The sequence below is a fragment of the Nonomuraea sp. NPDC003201 genome (assembly GCF_053590415.1).
The window spans coordinates 1-14,826 of sequence record NZ_JBSFTC010000276.1 but is presented as its reverse complement, the minus strand read 5'-3'; the positions used below and the strand labels follow the sequence as shown (position 1 = coordinate 14,826).

Below are 14,826 nucleotides of genomic sequence, written 5' to 3'. Positions count from 1 at the left end.
GCAGCGACGGGTCGCCCACCCCCGCCAGCCCCGGCTCTGCCGCCCGGTACGCCCCCTCGAACCAGGTGACGGACCGCGCCCCCGCCGCCCACCAGCACACCGCCCCCACCCCGCCGAACACGACCAGCTTCAGCCAGAACTGCGCGGCCAGCACGCTCGTCACGCTCCCCAGCCCGCCCACGCAGGCCACGACCAGCGCCGCAGAGGCGATGGCCACCCACCCGAGCCACGGCGGGAGCCCGGTCAGCAGCCGCACCACCGCCCCGGCCGCGTGGAGCTGCGCGACCATGAACGCCAGCCCGATCACCAGGACGAGGAACGTGGCGGAGCGCCGCAGCCTGACCGATCTCAGCCGCCACTCGGCGAAGTCGGGCAGCGTGTACGTCCCCGAGCGCCGCAAGGGGGCGACGACCAGGGCGAGGATGACGACGAACCCGGCCGTGGCCCCCAGCGGGTACCACAGCATCGGCCCGCCCCGGGTGGCGATGAGCCCGGCCAGGCCCAGGCAGGCGGCGGCCGAGGTGACCTCGGAGGCGATGGCGGCGCCGTTCCACCACGGCGGAACGGCCCTGGCCGCCACGGAGAAGTCGGAGACGCCGCTGGCGCGGCGCGGTCGCGCGGAGCCCACCATGACGCCCAGAACCAGCACGAAGGCGATCCCGGTCAGCACCGCGACGGTCATCTCTCCGCCCGCCCCAGCCCGCTCATCTCTCCAGCCGCCCCGCCCGCCCCAGCCGCAGCCCGCTCACCTTTCCAGCCGCTCCGCGCGCCTGAGCTGCAGCACGGCCAGCACGACCCAGACCCCCTGCACGGCCAGCGAGAGCGCGAACCAGGCCCAGGGAGCGGTCACCCACACGGCGATCACCGGGACGCCCGCCAGCAGCGCGGCCACGGCGCCCACGGTCAGCAGCGCCTGCCGTAACTGCCGCCCCACGATCGCCGGCACGTCGGGCCCTCCGTCGTCCGGGTGGAACCGGTCACGGGAGCGCCCGAGCGCGGCCGGGCTGCGGGAGACGATCACCCGCCGCTCCGCCGTCACGAGATCACGCCCCGGTGGTGGCGTACGAGCTGCTCGCGCACCTGCCGGCTGTGCCGCCTGCTGACCTGCAGCGTCTCGGTGCCGACGGTGAGCGTCACCCGCCCGCCCTCGAAGCGCAGCTCGCTGACGTGCCGCCCGGAGACCAGCGTGCTGCGGTGGATGCGGATGAACCCGGCGTCCGACCAGCGCCGCTCCAGCGCGGCCAGCGACATGCGCACGAGGTAGCTGCCGTCGGCGGTGTGCAGCCGCACGTAGTCGCCCTTGGCCTCGGCGAACCAGACCGCCTGCTGCGGCACGAACCGGGTGCGCCCGCCCAGCTCGACCGGGATCACCTCGTCCTGGCCGGGCTCGGACGCGGGCAGGGAGGTCGCCTCCAGCCGGCGCACGGCCTCGGCCAGGCGCTCGGCCCTGACGGGCTTGAGCAGGTAGTCGACGGCCTCCAGCTCGAACGCCTGCACCGCGCACTCCTCGTGCGCCGTCACGAACACCAGCCGGGGCGGGCTGGGGAAACCGCCGACCAGCCGGGCCAGGTCGAGCCCGTCGAGCCCGGGCATCCGGATGTCGAGGAACACCCCGTCGAGCCGCTCGCCCCCGCCGATCATCTGCACCATGTCCTGCAGCGCCGTGACGCCGTCGGCGGCGGTCGCGACGTGTTCGATCCGTTCGTCCTGGCGCAGCAGGTAGGCGAGCTCCTCCAGAGCGGGCACCTCGTCGTCGACGGCCAGGACTCTCAGCATGTCCTCCACGCTGCCGTATGAAAGCAAAGGTCACAAGCGACACGCCAGCTCAGTGTAATGAAATGACTACAACGAGCTAAGCTGACTCTTGGGCACGCGCAGCCGCACCTTGGTGCCCGCGCCCAGCGCCGTCTCCACGACGAGCCCGTAGCCGTCGCCGTAGATCTGGCGCATCCGCAGGTCCACGTTGGCCAGCCCGATGCCGCTGCCCTCGCGGGCCGGGTCCTCGTCGAGCATCCGCCGCGCGCACTCCGGGTCCATGCCCGCGCCGTCGTCCTCGACCGTGATGTGCGCCTCCGGGCCCGCGTCGCGCACCACGACCCGCACCTCGCCGCTGCCGCCGCGGCCGCGCATGCCGTGCTTGATGGCGTTCTCGACGAGCGGCTGCAGGCACAGGAACGGCACGGGCACGGGCAGCACCTCGGGCGCCACCTGCATGCTGAAGCGCAGCTTGTCGCCAAATCTGGCACGTTCCAGAAGCAGATAGCGGTCGACGCAGGTCAGCTCGTCGGCCAGGGTCGTGAAGTCGTGCGCCCGGCGCAGCGCGTACCGGGAGAAGTCGGCGAAGTCGAGCAGGAGCTCGCGGGCGCGCTTGGGGTTCGTACGGACGAACGAGGCGATCGTCGTGAGCGCGTTGTAGACGAAGTGCGGCGAGATCTGCGCCCGCAGCGCGCGCATCTCCGCCTCCAGCGCGCGCCGCCGGGAGGCGTCGAGGTCAGCGAGCTCCAGCTGGCCCGACACCCAGCGGGCGACCTCCGAGACCGTGCGCACGAGCGCGGCGCTCACCTCGTCGTCGAAGGCCGCCAGCGTGCCCACGACCGTGCCGTCCACGGTCAGCGGCACCACGACCGCGCCGTGCGGCTCGCCCGCGAACACCTGGGACCGCCCCGCGGCCAGGGTCGCCCGGGCGTAGGTGAGCACGTCGTCGGTGCACGGCCCCTCCCAGGCCAGCGCGGCCTCCGTCGAGGTGATCGCCACGGCCTGGGTGCCGAGCAGCGTGCGCAGGTGCCGTACGGCCTTGCGGGCGGAGTCGCGGTTGAGCCCGGCCCGCAGGGCGGGGGCGGCCATCGCGGCGATGTGCAGCGTGGTGAACGTCGCCTCGTCCGATCTACGGCCCTCCGGCAGCGCCGCAAGGCGCCACCGGGCGCGGGCGAGCCCGTAGCCGGCGACGAAGGCCAACGAGGCCAAGGAGGAGGACAGCGCCACGCACGCGGTGGTCAGCACGGGGAAAACCGTAGCCAATACAGAGCGTGTCCGGGGGAAAACCAGGAGTGAAGTCTAGGGGGGTCCCTCCCCGGGTTCTTCCTGGTAGGAGTAGCGCTGCTCGCGCCAGGGGTCGGCGACGTTGTGGTAGCCGCGCTCCTCCCAGAAGCCCCGTCGATCTTCGACGAGGTATTCGATGCCGCGCACCCACTTGACGCTCTTCCACGCGTACAGGTGGGGCACCACGATCCGCAGCGGGAAGCCGCGGTCGGGGCTGAGCGGCTTCTCGTCGAGCTCCATGGCGAACAGCGTGTCCGGGGCCGCGAAGTCGGCCATGCGCAGGTTGGCGCTGTAGCCGTACTCGGCCCAGATCATCACGTGGCTCACGCCGGGACCGGGCGGGGCGGCCGCCATGATCGTGGCGGGGGTGACGCCGGTCCACTCGTTGGCCATGAGCGAGAACTTGGTGACGCAGTGGAAGTCCGCGATGCGGGTGGCCCGCGGCAGCCCTTCGAACTCGCTCCAGGAGAAATGGTGCTCCGCCCCGGACGCGGTGGCGCCGAAGACCCGGAAGTCCCAGCTCTCCGGTTTGAACCGGGGCACCCTGCCGTAGTGGATCACGGGTCGGCCGCGCGGCACGTACTGGCCTGGAGGCAGGCGCGACTCCTCCACGATCACTCCCCTCACCTGACTCGCCGTGTGGGGCCATCCTGCCATCGGATCGATGATGCTTCGCGGCCGGGTTCGGTGCGCTATCCTTACGGCCTATGCGCAACGCGTTCCTGTTTTGGTATGGCGACGGACCCGAGTCCGTTCGCCACCTGACGCTGCGCTAGCAGACAGGCGAACGAAGGCCCCGGGTCCGACAGGACCCGGGGCCTTCTGTGTTTCCGGACAAAGGAGAAGCTCAGATGGTGATCGTGATGGGCCCCGAGGCCACCGCGGACGATCTTTCGGCGATCGTGTCGGTCGTCCAGGCGGCCGGGGTCGAGGCTTTCGTCAGCAAGGGCGTGAAACGGACGATCGTCGGGCTGGTCGGCGACGTGACCCAGCTCGACCCGGTCACGTTGCGGGGCATGGGCGGGGTGCGCGACGTCATGCGCGTGTCCACCCCGTACAAGCTGGTCAGCAGGGAGAACCATCCGGAACGCTCCACGGTCCACGTGGGCGGCGTGCCGATCGGCCCCGACACCGTGACGTTGATCGCGGGGCCGTGCGCGGTGGAGACGCACCAGCAGACGCTGGACGCGGCCAGGATGGCGCAGGCGGCCGGGGCGGTGCTGCTGCGCGGCGGGGCCTTCAAGCCGCGTACGTCGCCGTACGCCTTCCAGGGGCTGGGCGAGCAGGGCCTGCGCATCCTGGCCGACGTGCGCGAGGAGACCGGGCTGCCGATCGTGACCGAGGTCGTGAACGCCCAGGACGTCGAACTGGTGGCCTCGTACGCCGACATGCTGCAGGTCGGCACCCGCAACATGCAGAACTTCGCGCTGCTGCAGGCGGTCGGGGCGGCCGGCAAGCCGGTGATGCTCAAGCGCGGCATGACCGCCACGATCGAGGAGTGGCTCATGGCCGCCGAGTACATCGCCCAGCGCGGCAACCTGGACATCGTCCTGTGCGAGCGCGGCGTCAGGACGTTCGAGACGGCGACCCGCAACACGCTCGACGTCTCGGCCGTGCCGGTGGCGCAGCGCCTGTCGCACCTGCCGGTGATCATCGACCCGTCCCACTCGGGCGGGCGGCGCGACCTGGTGCTGCCGCTGACCCGCGCGGCCATCGCGGTGGGCGCGGACGGCGTGATCATCGACGTGCACCCGCAGCCGGAGCAGGCGCTCTGCGACGGCCCGCAGGCCCTGGTCGACTCCGACCTGGGCGAGCTGGCCCAGGTCATGAACGACTTCCCGGCGCTGCTCGGCAAGTCCGCCGCGGTCGCGGTCACCGTCTGACCCGCTGATCCCGATGCCGTATTCCGGCCTGCCACGAGCGATCCCGCGCGGATGTACGGCCGGCCGCCGCCACGAGCCGAGCGGCCGGCCGTACTCATAAGTAACTTGAGTACGTGACCCCATGCGGCGGACCGTCGCGCGGCGCGACGATGGCCGCATGACAAAGCCCATCCAACCCACGCAGACCACCGCGTACTACGTCCAAACGCTCCTGTCGTTCGCCGTCTCGCTGTCCTCCGTGGTGATCGCCCTGGTCTACCTGCCCGTCGAGGGGTGGGTCAGGGCGTTCCTCGGGCTCGGCCTGCTGTACGTCGTCACCTCGACGATCACGCTGTGCAAGGTCGTACGGGACCGGCAGGAGCTGTCGGAGGTCAGCCAGCGCGTCGACCAGGCGCGGCTGGACAAGCTGCTGACCGAGCACGACCCCTTCAAGGTCAGCACCTGAGGGCGCTAGTCGAGGGTGTACTCCTGGATCGAGTCGGCGAGCTGCACGCACAGCTCCTCGGCGTCGAGCCGCTTCTCGATCTGCTTCAGGTCCTCGATCTTGGCCCGGGTCTCGGCCCGCTTGGGCGCCAGCAGCGAGCAGCAGTCCTCGTCGGGCAGCTCGGAGATCTCCAGCGTGCCGATGCGCCGCGCCTCGGCCATGATCTCGGTCTTGTCCCAGCCCACCAGCGGCCGCAGGATCGGCAGCTCCACCGCGTTGTCCTGGGCGGTGATGTTGGTCAGGGTCTGGGAGGAGACCTGGCCGAGCGCGTCGCCGGTGACCAGCGCGGCGGCGTGGATGCGGTGGGCGACCTCCTCGGCCGTCTTGAGCATGAGCCGCCGCTGCGCGATCACCGCCAGGCGGTCCTGGCCGGAGGTGCGGATCGACTGCTGCGCCTTGCCGAACGGCACCACCCACAGCCGCGACCTGCCCTGGAACCGGTCGAGCTTCTTGACCAGCGCGTACGCCTTGTAGATCGACTCGGAGGTGGTGAACGGGATGCCGGAGAAGTGCAGGAAGTCGACGTGCAGCCCGCGCCGCATCATCCGGTAGGCCGCCACCGGCGAGTCGATGCCGCCCGACATGAGCACCAGGGCCCGGCCGCTGCTGCCGACCGGCAGGCCGCCCTGGCCGGGGATGCCGCCGGTGAAGACGAACACCTCGTCCCTGTCGACCTCGATGGACACCGTCAGCTCGGGGTTCTTCAGGTCGACCGGCAGGCCGTACTCGTCGTTGATCGCGCCGCCCACGAGGCGGTCGAGCTCGTTGGAGTGCAGCGGGAAGCGCTTGTCGCGGCGGCGGGAGCGGACGGCGAAGCGGGCGCCCCGCTTGGCCTCCTCGGTCTCGCCGACCAGCTCGAGGCCGGCCTTCAGCACGGCGTCGGGGTCCTTGGCGACCCGCCAGGCCCGGTGGATCCAGACCAGCCCGGGGACGTCGGCGACCCGCTGGGCCACCGCCTCCGCCTGCTCGACCGTGGCGCCCTCGGGCAGGAAGATCGCGATCACGCCGTGCCGCTTGCGCACGTCGAGCTTGAGGTCGAGCGACTGCAGCGCCTCACGGATGTTGCTGATCAGGCGGCGCTCGAACAGCTCGCGGTTCTTGCCTTTCAGGACGATCTCGCCCAGCTTGAGCAGAACACATGGCTCGCCCAGGGCGGACATCGTCATGGTGGAACCTCCGGGAAGACGGGGAAGGGCACGCGTCGAAGGCAACGCCGCGCGCCATCGAGTTTAGTCCGCGTCCAGCCCGTGCTCGATCGCATATCGGACCAGTTCGACCCGGCTGTGGAGCTGGAGCTTGCGCAGCGCGTTCTGGACGTGGTTCTGCACCGTGCGGTGGGAGAGCACGAGCCGCTCGGCGATCTGCCGGTAGGACAGGCCCTTGGCGACCAGCCTGAGCACCTCGGTCTCGCGTTCGGTCAGCCGCGGCCCCTCGGCGGGCGCCGGCTGCGCGGCCAGCCGCCGGTATTCGCCGAGCACCAGCCCGGCCAGGCCCGGGGTGAAGACGGCGTCGCCGTCGACGGTGCGGCGTACCGCGTCGAGGAACTCCTCCCGGCTGGCTGATTTCACCAAATATCCGGATGCGCCGGCCTTGACCGCCTCCAGCACGTCGTCCTGCTCGGCGCTGGCCGACAACACCAGCACCCTCGGCGGCGGCTCCACCGCGGCCAGCCTGGCGGCCACCTCCGCGCCCGACATATCCGGTAACCGCAGATCGAGCACCACGACGTCCGGCCGCGCCGCCCCGGCCGCCCGAACCGCCTGCCGCCCCTCCCCCACGGTGGCGACGACCTCATATCCGGCCTCGGCGAGATCCCTGGCGACGCCGTCACGCCACATCGGATGGTCGTCCACCACCATCACCCGCACCATGCCGCAACTCTAACCGCGCGCCCCGGCCCCGCCCTCCGGCCGCGGCGCCCCCGAGGCGGGCACACTGATCTCGACCTCCGTGCCCTCTCCCACGCGGCCGGCGAAGGCGACCGTGCCGCCGAGGTCGGCGATCCGGCCGCGGATGGACTGGGCGACGCCCAGGCGACCGGCCGCGGCCGCCTCCGCCAGGCGGCCCTCGGCGATGCCCGGGCCCTCGTCCCGCACCGTCACCGTGATCGCGCCGTCCGACGACTCGGCGAAGATCCAGGCGCGGGCGCCGGGCCCGCAGTGGTCCCGTACGTTGTCCAGCGCCGCGCGGACGGCGGCGGCCGTCTCCGCGGCCACCGGCGCGCGCAGGATCATCGGCGTGGCGGGCGTGGAGACCGTCACCTGGGGCGAGGCGTGCGCCAGGAGGAGGGCACGCAGGTCGGCGGACCCGACGGGGACGGGAGCGGAGGCCGGGGCGACGAGCCGGCGCAGCACGGCCTCCTGCTCGCCGGCCAGCCGCCCCAGCTCCGCCGCCTCGCCGCCGATCTGCCGGCCGCGCCGCTGGACCAGCGCCAGCACCTGCAGGACCGAGTCGTGGATGTCACGGGCCAGCCGGTCGCGCTCGCGCTGGGCGGCCTCCATCTCGATGGCCCGCTGCATGCGCTCCTCGGCCTGCCTGGCCAGCCGGGCCACGTGGCCGACCACGACGCCCGCCAGGAAGAGCAGGACCGCGCCGTTGATCAGGATGGGCGCCTGGCCGGTGCGGACGCGCAGCCACAGGTCGCCCGCCGCGACGACGGCCGCCGCCACCGCGCCCAGCCGCCTGCCGCCGTGCACGGCCCAGGCCAGCACGGGAGCGGCTATCCACGTCGCGGGCACGGGCATGGTGCCCTCCGCGCCCTGACCGGCGCCCTCGACGTACGGAGACACCAGCAGGCAGGCCACGGCGACCAGCAGGTCGATCGTCAGCAGCGGCCACCGGCGCACCGACCCGGCCGAATAGGCGAACGTCGCCACCGCCGTCCACAGCGCCATCACCCCGATCACCAGCCAGCCGAGCACGGGCTGCTCGTAGCCGCGGTGCTGGGCCATCAGCGCAGCCGCGTACACCAGCGACGCGACCCGGTAGACCGCGATCGCTCGCCAGAACGGGCCTTCGATAGCCATGAGTCCTTCTCATGTTCCGACTGAAGGGTTGACAGATAGTGGTGATATCCATGCGAATGGGACATCCCGGATGGCACAATCCGGGAACCCCTAATTACCAAGGACCGATAGAATGACCTCCGCTGTAAATCATTTCACCTACGGCCTGCTGACCCCTCTGCTCGCCTACGTGATGTCCTGCATCGGATCCATGCTCGGACTACGGCTCACCGCCCAGGCGCACGCCTCCCGCGGCGGTTCCCGGGTGCGCTGGCTGCTGGGCGCGGCCATCTCGATCGGCGGCACCGGCATTTGGGTCATGCACTTCATCGCCATGATGGGCTTCGAGGTGGAGGGCACCCAGATCAAGTACGACGTGTGGCTCACCGTCGCCTCCGCGGTCGTGGCCATCGTCGTGGTGGGCACCGGCCTGCTGCTGGTCTCGTACGGCGGCGGCCGGGTTTTGGCGCTCCTCGGCGGGGGCCTGCTCACCGGCCTGGGCGTGGCCTCCATGCACTACCTCGGCATGTACGCGATGAACATGTCCGCCCACGTCTCCTATGACCGCCTCACCGTGGCCGCCTCCGTGGTCATCGCGGTCGTGGCCGCGACGGTGGCGCTGTGGTTCACGCTGCGCGTCAAGAAGCCCATCTGGATCACCCTCGCCGCCCTGGTCATGGGCGTGGCGGTCTCGGGCATGCACTACACCGGCATCTACGCGATGCACGTCACGGTCGACGCCGAGCCCGGCGTGGTCGCCGGCGCCGACGCGCTCGACTTCCTCGTGCCCCTCATGACCGTGATCAGCCTGATCACGCTGACCATGCTCCTCATGGTGATCCTCTCGCCCTCGGAGGAGGAGCTGCACGAGGACGCCGAGCTGGTCGCCAAGTTGGAGCTGCGCCGGCGTACCACCCAGCAGGAGCAGCAGCTCACCTACCCCGCGCCGCCGATGCCGATGCCGGCGCCGCGCCGCCAGGCCATGCAGGGCCGCAGGAGATAGTTGCGCGGTCGGCGACTCCCTGTTCATACTCCCTTATCGGTGCGTAAGGGTTTGGGGTGGGGGTCGTGTCGCCGATCGATCATTTTTCCTTTGGGCTGTCCACGCCCGTGCTCGCGTACGTCATGTCCAGCGTGGGCTCCATGCTGGGCCTGCTGCTGACCTCGAGAGCCCGCCTCTCCGGCGGGCGCGAGCGTCATTTATGGCTGGTGGGGGCCGCTTTCGCCATCGGCGGCACGGGCATCTGGACGATGCACTTCCTGGCCATGCTCGGCTTCTCCGTGACCGGCTCGGTGATCCGCTACGACGTGCCGCTCACCGCCCTGTCCGCGCTCATCGCGGTCGTCGTCGTGGGGATGGGCCTGTTCCTGGTCTCCTACGGCGGCGAGCGGCCGGCCTACCTGCTCGGCGGCGGCGTCCTGACCGGCCTCGGCGTGGCCGGCATGCACTACCTCGGCATGTACGCGATGAACATGTCGGCCCTCGTCTCCTTCGACCCGGTGATCGTCTCCGTGTCCGTCCTGATCGCGGTGGCGGCGGCGACGGTGGCGCTCTGGTTCACGGTGCGGGTCAGCGGCGCCCTCAAGATCGGCGGTGCGGCGCTGGTCATGGGGGTGGCGGTCTCCGGCATGCACTACACGGGGATGTACTCGATGTCGGTGGCCGTGCACTCCGACATGGTGCCCGTGCCCGGCGTCAAGGCCGTCGACCTGCTGCTGCCGCTGATCGTCGGCATCAGTGTGATCACTGTCGGGCTGCTGCTCGCCGTCATCCTCTCCCCCTCGGAGAAGGAGCTGCGCAGCGAGGCGGAATACCGGGCGCGGCTGCGCGGCAACGACGAGGGCGCGCCGGAAGTGGATCTCTTCGGCACGCCCCGCGGTTGAGCTATCTCCCAGGTACGGCTTGCGACGCGTGGTGGGCCGCCGACTCGCCGCGGCGCAAGCCGTACCCTGAGGCGGGGTTGTCGTCGATGAGTGCCCCCGCTGGTTCAGAAGGTACGGCCGCGCGCTTGCAAGCGGCTTTCACTCAGCCGAAGAACACCTCCGCCTCGGAGTAGCGCGAGGCGGGCACGGTCTTCAGCTCGGCCGTGGCCTCGTCGAGCCCGACGCGGACGATCTCGGTGCCGCGCAGGGCGACCATCTTGCCGTAGTCGCCCTCGTGGGCGGCGTCGATGGCCTGCAGCCCGAACCTGGTGGCCAGCACCCGGTCGTAGGCCGTCGGGGTGCCGCCGCGCTGGATGTGGCCGAGCACCGTGGTGCGGGCCTCCTTGCCGGTGCGCTTCTCGATCTCCTTGGCCAGCCTCTCGCCGATGCCGCCCAGCCGTACGTGCCCGAACGCGTCGAGCTCGCCCGTCTGCAGCTCCATCTGGCCCTCGATCGGGTGGGCGCCCTCGGCGACCACGATGATCGGCGAGTAGCGGGTGCGGAAGCGGGACTCGACGTATTCGCAGACCCGGTCGATGTCGAACGGCCGCTCGGGGATGAGGATGACGTTCGCGCCGCCCGCCATGCCGGCGTGCAGCGCGATCCAGCCCGCGTGGCGGCCCATGACCTCGCAGATGAGCGCCCGGTGGTGGGACTCGGCGGTGGTGTGGAGGCGGTCGATGGCCTCGGTCGCGATGTTGACGGCGGTGTCGAAGCCGAAGGTGTAGTCGGTGCCCGACAGGTCGTTGTCGATGGTCTTGGGCACGCCCACCACGTTGACGTGGCGGTCGTACAACTGCTTGGCGACGCCCAACGTGTCCTCGCCGCCGATGGCGATCAAGGCGTCGACGCCGGTGGTGGCGAGGTTCTCCTTGATCCGGTCGACCCCGCCCTCAATTTTGATGGGGTTCGTGCGGGAAGAACCCAGTATCGTTCCGCCGCGCGGCAGGATGCCCCGCACGGCCTGGATGTCGAGCGGCATCGTGTCGCCTTCAAGCGGGCCGCGCCAGCCGTCACGGAATCCTACGAACTCGTGACCGTAGACGCTCACCCCCTTACGCACCACGGCCCTGATCACGGCGTTGAGGCCGGGGCAGTCGCCGCCCCCGGTCAGCACTCCAATACGCATGGCGGGTTCCTCCCGATGGGGGTCACCTTGATGTCAGACTCGCATTCTGCCCGTCGTCGCGGGCAGTGGTCTAGACCAAACGCCAGGCTGCCCAGATTGCGGGGGTATTTCGTGAGTGTGTTGGCCATTGACGCCGGGACGACAGGCGTGACCGCTCTCGTAGTCACTGAAAACGGACAAATCGAGTCCAAGGGCTACGAGGAGTTCGCACAGCACTTTCCTTCCCCCGGATGGGTGGAGCACAATCCCGAAGAAATCTGGCAAGCCACGCTCTCCGCGTGCGGCACCGCGCTGAGCGGGGCCTCCGGCTCCCCGTCCTGCGTCGGGATCACCAACCAGCGCGAGACAGCCGTGCTCTGGGACCGGCACACGCTGGCCGCGCCGTGCCGGGCCATCGTGTGGCAGGACCGGCGTACGGCCGGGATCTGCGACCGGCTGCGCGAGGCGGGCCACGAGCCGCGCGTGTCGGAGCTGACCGGGCTGCGGCTCGACCCGTACTTCACCGCGACGAAGCTGACCTGGCTCGCCGAGCACGACGAGACCACGTGGGCGGGCGTCCGGTCCGGGAACATCGCCATTGGCACGGTGGACTCCTACCTCATCGCCAGGCTCACGGCGGGCGCGCGGCACGTGACCGACCCGTCCAACGCCTCGCGCACCCTCCTGTACGGCCTCGCCTCCGGCGGCTGGGAGCCGGAGCTGTGCGAGCTGTTCGGGGTGCCCGTGGGGGCCCTGCCCGAGATCGTGCCCAACTACGGGCCGCTGGGGCTCACGGAGCCGTCCGCGTTCCTCGGGCTGGAGCTGCCGATCAGCGGGGTGGCCGGCGACCAGCAGGCGGCGCTGTTCGGGCAGACGTGCTTCGACGTGGGGGACGTCAAGTGCACCTACGGCACGGGCTCGTTCGTGCTGGCCAACCTCGGCGGGGAGATCGTCCGTTCCGACACGGGGCTGCTGACCACGGTGGCCTGGCAGACGCCGTCGGGCGAGCGCACGTTCGCGCTGGAGGGGTCGATCTTCGTGACCGGGGCCGCCGTGCAGTGGCTGCGCGACGGGCTGGGGCTGATCGGCACGGCGCCGGAGTCCGAGGCCGTGGCGCGCACGGTGCCCGACAGCGGGGGCGTGGTGTTCGTACCGGCCCTGACGGGGCTCGGGGCGCCGCACTGGGACCCCGGCGCGCGCGGGCTGATCACCGGCATCACGCGGGGCACGACGCGGGCGCACCTGGTCAGGGCCACGCTGGAGGCGATCGCGTTCGAGGTGCGGGACGTGGTGGAGGTGATGACCGGGGGCGCCGTACCGGTGCTCAAGGCCGACGGCGGGGCCGCCTCGAACGACCTGCTCATGCAGCTCCAGGCCGACCAGCTCGGGGCGGCGGTGGAGCGCCCGGCGATCCAGGAGACCACGGCCCTCGGCGCCGCCTTCCTGGCCGGGCTGGGAGCGGGCGTGTGGGCCTCGCGGGCCGAGCTGCGCCATACGTGGCAGCTCGAACGCCGCTTCGAGCCCGGCCCGCGGGACGACGCCGCCTACGAACGCTGGCGGGCCGCCGTCGAGCTGGCCTCCCGGCGATAGGACGTGCCCGCGGCTCGTCACCGCCCTCGCGCGTGGAAGACCCGGGCCGTCCGCGCGTACCCGATGGAGGCGGCGACGCGGTCGGCGGCCGCGGTGCCCAGCTCTCGTTCGGTGATCCACAGGCCCAGGTCCAGCCCGGCGCTCAGCGCTCCGGCGGTGATGCGGTCGCCGGCGTCGACGACGCGTTCCTCGACGACGTCCACGCCGTAGGACCGCAGTTCCTCGTACGCGTTGTGGTTGGTGGTCGCCTGCCGGTCGGCCAGCAGCCCGGCGGCGGCGAGCAGCAGCCCACCGGTGCACACCGAGGCCATCCAGCGGGTCGAGGGCGCCACCTCCGCGAGCCGGGACGGGAGCACGCCCGCCTGCGCCTCGGCCCAGGCGCCCGCCGGGGCCCGGTTCAGCCATCCGCCGCCCGGAACGATCACCCCGTCGGCCCGCCCCAGGACGGTGGGCACCTCGACCCTGACGGAGCGCATGCTGGTCACGGTGCCGGGCCGCTCGGCGGCGACCAGCTCGACGGTGAGCCCGGCTATGGACAGCACCTCGAACGGCCCGAACACGTCCAGTTCGTCGAAGCCGTCGAAGACCACGATCTCGATTCGCACGCAACCAGGATCTCGCGGCACCGCCGTCCCGGCGAGTCGCCATCAATCGTCGGGCAACGGCCGGACCCGTCATCTCCTTCACGCCACGGAGCGAGTGTCGCGTCCCGCCTCGTCCCGCACCCGCGCATCCTCCCGGGCCACCCCCAGGAACGGGCTGAACACGTCCACCTTGTCGCGGATGGAGGGTCGAGCGACAGCAGCAGGTACGCCACCGCCCACCCGGCACCGATCACCTTCGCCCAGACGAGGATCGGCGCGTCCAGGCCGAGGATCGGCTGGAGCAGCAGCACCCCGGACAGCGGAGCCGCCGTCACCACGACCGTACGCACCGGCGACCCGCTGGAAGAGCTGGCCGACGCCGTGTCGCTGGGTGAGCACATCGGCGAGGTGGCCGACCACCTGATCGGGCACTTCGTGGACCAGGCCAGGCGGTCCGGGGCGTCATGGACCGACATCGGGCGCAGCATGGGGGTCAGCAAGCAGGCCGTGCAGAAGCGGTTCGTGCCCAAGGACGGCGGCTCCCTGGCCGGGGAGCTGCGGGCCTACGCCCGCTACACCGATCGGGCCCGCCGGGTCGTCGTGCGGGCGCAGAAGGAGGCCCAGGACGCGGGGCACGGCCACATCGAGGTGGGGCACCTGGTGCTGGGGCTGCTGAGCGAGCCGGACGGGCTGGCGGCCAAGGCCATGGTGACGCTCGGGGCCTCGCCGGAGGCGGTCGGGGAGGCCGCCAGGGCGGTGCTCGGGCCGGGCGGGGAGCCCACGACCGAGGCCGTGCCGTTCGCGGCGCAGAGCAAGAAGGCGCTGGAGCTGACGTTGCGCGAGGCGCTGCGGCTGGGCCATCACTTCGTCGGGACCGAGCACCTGCTGCTGGGTGTGCTGTCGCTGGACGACGAGCCGGTGGCCCGGGCGCTGGCCGAGCTGGGAGTGACCAAGGAGCCCGCCGAGCGTGAGATCGTCCGGACGCTCGGCGAGATCCTGCGGGACACCATGGCCTGATCGGCCCCTGGTGTCCCGGGGGGCGCGTCAGGGGGCGCCGGCCGGGCCCTGGGCGAAGCGGGTCAGGAGGTTGGTGGTCGCGCGGCGGGGGTAGGGCGCCGCGCGGTCGGAGACGCCGTGGCCGCACCGCTCCCCCCGCATCGCGCACACCCAGCGCATCGTCCCCGACGCGAACACCCCTGCCCCGCTCGGC

The 14,826-nt window shown here is 71.6% G+C and carries 16 protein-coding genes; 6 read left to right on the top strand and 10 right to left on the bottom strand.

All coding sequences use genetic code 11. The annotated features are described in order from the left end of the window. The 5 genes from ACWDX9_RS49090 to ACWDX9_RS49070 all read right to left on the bottom strand — a co-directional run. On the bottom strand, window positions 1-682 hold a 682-nt coding region (locus ACWDX9_RS49090; protein ID WP_449967949.1), incomplete at its 3' end, for a sodium:solute symporter family transporter. 63 nt (window positions 683-745) lie between these two features. Then, window positions 746-1,039, bottom strand: coding sequence for a hypothetical protein (locus ACWDX9_RS49085; protein WP_449967946.1), 294 nt, complete (start codon window positions 1,037-1,039; stop codon window positions 746-748). Beyond that, on the bottom strand, window positions 1,036-1,776 hold the full coding sequence (locus ACWDX9_RS49080; RefSeq protein ID WP_449967944.1) for a LytR/AlgR family response regulator transcription factor: 741 nt from the start codon (window positions 1,774-1,776) through the stop codon (window positions 1,036-1,038). The genes ACWDX9_RS49085 and ACWDX9_RS49080 overlap by 4 nt, the downstream gene beginning before the upstream one ends. A gap of 66 nt (window positions 1,777-1,842) precedes the next feature. Then, window positions 1,843-3,000: a sensor histidine kinase gene (locus ACWDX9_RS49075; protein ID WP_449967942.1), complete on the bottom strand. Its 1,158-nt coding sequence runs from the start codon at window positions 2,998-3,000 to the stop codon at window positions 1,843-1,845. Between the two features lie 54 nt (window positions 3,001-3,054). Then, window positions 3,055-3,696, bottom strand: a complete 642-nt coding sequence (locus ACWDX9_RS49070; RefSeq protein ID WP_449967939.1) for a molybdopterin-dependent oxidoreductase — start codon at window positions 3,694-3,696, stop codon at window positions 3,055-3,057. A gap of 194 nt (window positions 3,697-3,890) precedes the next feature. On the opposite strand from ACWDX9_RS49070, the gene aroF reads away from it, so the two are divergent. Next, a complete protein-coding gene (aroF, locus tag ACWDX9_RS49065; protein ID WP_449967936.1) occupies window positions 3,891-4,922 on the top strand; it encodes a 3-deoxy-7-phosphoheptulonate synthase in 1,032 nt (343 codons plus the stop codon). A gap of 157 nt (window positions 4,923-5,079) precedes the next feature. Then, on the top strand, window positions 5,080-5,367 hold the full coding sequence (locus ACWDX9_RS49060; protein ID WP_449967934.1) for a YiaA/YiaB family inner membrane protein: 288 nt from the start codon (window positions 5,080-5,082) through the stop codon (window positions 5,365-5,367). Window positions 5,368-5,372: 5 nt separating this feature from the next. On the opposite strand, the gene thiI is transcribed toward ACWDX9_RS49060, so the two are convergent. The 3 genes from thiI to macS all read right to left on the bottom strand — a co-directional run bounded on the left by thiI (window position 5,373) and on the right by macS (window position 8,432). Next, window positions 5,373-6,572 (bottom strand): tRNA uracil 4-sulfurtransferase ThiI, encoded by a 1,200-nt coding sequence (gene thiI, locus ACWDX9_RS49055; protein WP_449967931.1) that lies wholly within the window; start codon window positions 6,570-6,572, stop codon window positions 5,373-5,375. Window positions 6,573-6,635: 63 nt separating this feature from the next. Beyond that, window positions 6,636-7,277, bottom strand: coding sequence for a response regulator (locus tag ACWDX9_RS49050; protein WP_449967929.1), 642 nt, complete (start codon window positions 7,275-7,277; stop codon window positions 6,636-6,638). A 9-nt stretch (window positions 7,278-7,286) separates the two neighbouring features. Continuing rightward, entirely contained in the window at window positions 7,287-8,432 is a 1,146-nt protein-coding gene (gene macS / locus ACWDX9_RS49045) for a MacS family sensor histidine kinase (RefSeq protein ID WP_449967926.1), read from the bottom strand. Window positions 8,433-8,544: 112 nt separating this feature from the next. On the opposite strand from macS, the gene ACWDX9_RS49040 reads away from it, so the two are divergent. Continuing rightward, on the top strand, window positions 8,545-9,414 hold the full coding sequence (locus tag ACWDX9_RS49040; protein WP_449967924.1) for an MHYT domain-containing protein: 870 nt from the start codon (window positions 8,545-8,547) through the stop codon (window positions 9,412-9,414). A gap of 65 nt (window positions 9,415-9,479) precedes the next feature. Continuing rightward, window positions 9,480-10,295, top strand: a complete 816-nt coding sequence (locus ACWDX9_RS49035; protein ID WP_449967922.1) for an MHYT domain-containing protein — start codon at window positions 9,480-9,482, stop codon at window positions 10,293-10,295. Between the two features lie 142 nt (window positions 10,296-10,437). Here the strand turns inward: ACWDX9_RS49035 and ACWDX9_RS49030 are convergent, their stop codons facing one another. Beyond that, window positions 10,438-11,463: a 6-phosphofructokinase gene (locus ACWDX9_RS49030; RefSeq protein WP_355191608.1), complete on the bottom strand. Its 1,026-nt coding sequence runs from the start codon at window positions 11,461-11,463 to the stop codon at window positions 10,438-10,440. 111 nt (window positions 11,464-11,574) lie between these two features. Between ACWDX9_RS49030 and ACWDX9_RS49025 the strand changes: the two genes are divergently transcribed. After that, window positions 11,575-13,032 carry an FGGY family carbohydrate kinase gene (locus tag ACWDX9_RS49025; protein WP_449967918.1) on the top strand — a complete coding sequence of 486 codons (1,458 nt, stop codon included), beginning with the start codon at window positions 11,575-11,577 and terminating at the stop codon, window positions 13,030-13,032. A gap of 17 nt (window positions 13,033-13,049) precedes the next feature. Here the strand turns inward: ACWDX9_RS49025 and ACWDX9_RS49020 are convergent, their stop codons facing one another. Beyond that, window positions 13,050-13,637: a DJ-1/PfpI family protein gene (locus ACWDX9_RS49020; RefSeq protein WP_449967915.1), complete on the bottom strand. Its 588-nt coding sequence runs from the start codon at window positions 13,635-13,637 to the stop codon at window positions 13,050-13,052. A 360-nt stretch (window positions 13,638-13,997) separates the two neighbouring features. On the opposite strand from ACWDX9_RS49020, the gene ACWDX9_RS49015 reads away from it, so the two are divergent. Next, window positions 13,998-14,633, top strand: a complete 636-nt coding sequence (locus ACWDX9_RS49015) for a Clp protease N-terminal domain-containing protein (protein ID WP_449967912.1) — start codon at window positions 13,998-14,000, stop codon at window positions 14,631-14,633. Window positions 14,634-14,826 lie beyond the last annotated feature (193 nt).

What these genes read in the sequence shown, in the direction of transcription:
- ACWDX9_RS49030 (WP_355191608.1), bottom strand. Translation starts at nt 11,463, where the DNA reads ATGCGTATTGGAGTGCTGACCGGGGGCGGCGACTGCCCCGGCCTCAAC.
- ACWDX9_RS49060 (WP_449967934.1), top strand. Translation starts at nt 5,080, where the DNA reads ATGACAAAGCCCATCCAACCCACGCAGACCACCGCGTACTACGTCCAA.
- thiI (WP_449967931.1), bottom strand. Translation starts at nt 6,572, where the DNA reads ATGACGATGTCCGCCCTGGGCGAGCCATGTGTTCTGCTCAAGCTGGGC.
- ACWDX9_RS49080 (WP_449967944.1), bottom strand. Translation starts at nt 1,776, where the DNA reads ATGCTGAGAGTCCTGGCCGTCGACGACGAGGTGCCCGCTCTGGAGGAG.
- ACWDX9_RS49040 (WP_449967924.1), top strand. Translation starts at nt 8,545, where the DNA reads ATGACCTCCGCTGTAAATCATTTCACCTACGGCCTGCTGACCCCTCTG.
- ACWDX9_RS49070 (WP_449967939.1), bottom strand. Translation starts at nt 3,696, where the DNA reads ATGGCAGGATGGCCCCACACGGCGAGTCAGGTGAGGGGAGTGATCGTG.
- ACWDX9_RS49050 (WP_449967929.1), bottom strand. Translation starts at nt 7,277, where the DNA reads ATGGTGCGGGTGATGGTGGTGGACGACCATCCGATGTGGCGTGACGGC.
- aroF (WP_449967936.1), top strand. Translation starts at nt 3,891, where the DNA reads ATGGTGATCGTGATGGGCCCCGAGGCCACCGCGGACGATCTTTCGGCG.
- macS (WP_449967926.1), bottom strand. Translation starts at nt 8,432, where the DNA reads ATGGCTATCGAAGGCCCGTTCTGGCGAGCGATCGCGGTCTACCGGGTC.